General features: G+C 74.8%; 1 protein-coding gene. It reads left to right on the top strand.

Features of this window, described 5'->3' with window-relative positions; genetic code table 11:
- On the top strand, positions 1-770 hold a 770-nt coding region (locus VR45_RS41185), incomplete at both ends, for a condensation domain-containing protein (protein ID WP_045945108.1).

Genomic DNA, 770 nt, shown 5'->3' with positions numbered 1-770 from the left:
CCTCCGCGCAGCGCCGACTGTGGCTGATCGACCGGATGGAAGGACCGTCCGCCCTCTACAACATGCCGTTCGCGCTTCGCCTCACCGGCCTGCTCGACCGGGACGCGCTCACCGCCGCCCTGACCGACCTGGTCGCCCGGCACGAGAGCCTGCGCACCGTGGTCGCCGAGCACGAGGGCGAGCCGTACCAGCGGATCCTGGCCCCGGCCGAGGCCGCCGTCCCGGTCGAACTCCTGGACTGCGCACCGGAGTCCGTCGGGGCCGAGGTCGACCGCGCGGGCCGCCGCCCGTTCGACCTGGCCGCCGAGCCGCCGGTGCGGGTCACCCTGCTCCGGGTGTCGGAGTACGAGCACGTCCTGGTCGTCGCGCTGCACCACATCGCCGGTGACGGCTGGTCGATGGGTCCGCTGCTGCGCGACCTCACCGAGGCGTACACCCTGCGCCTCGGCGGCGAGCCGCCGGTGCTCGAACCGCTCGCCGTCCAGTACGCGGACTACGCGCTCTGGCAGCGCGAGCTGCTCGGCGACGAGACCGACCCGCAGAGCCTGGTCGCCCGCCAACTCGCCTACTGGCGCGAGACCCTGGCCGAGCTGCCGGAGGAGATCGCGCTGCCGTCCGACCGCCCGCGCGGCGCCCGGGCCGGCCACCGCGGCGACCGGGTCGCGCTGCCGATCGACGCCGGACTGCACACTGGGCTGGTCGCGCTGTCCCGCGAGCACCGGGTCACGATGTTCATGACCCTCCAGGCCGCGCTGGCCGCGCTGCTGACC

The sequence above is a fragment of the Streptomyces sp. NRRL S-495 genome (assembly GCF_000966955.1).
Classification (GTDB): Bacteria; Actinomycetota; Actinomycetes; order Streptomycetales; family Streptomycetaceae; genus Kitasatospora; species Kitasatospora purpeofusca.
This window is presented reverse-complemented; position numbering and strand designations above follow the sequence as displayed.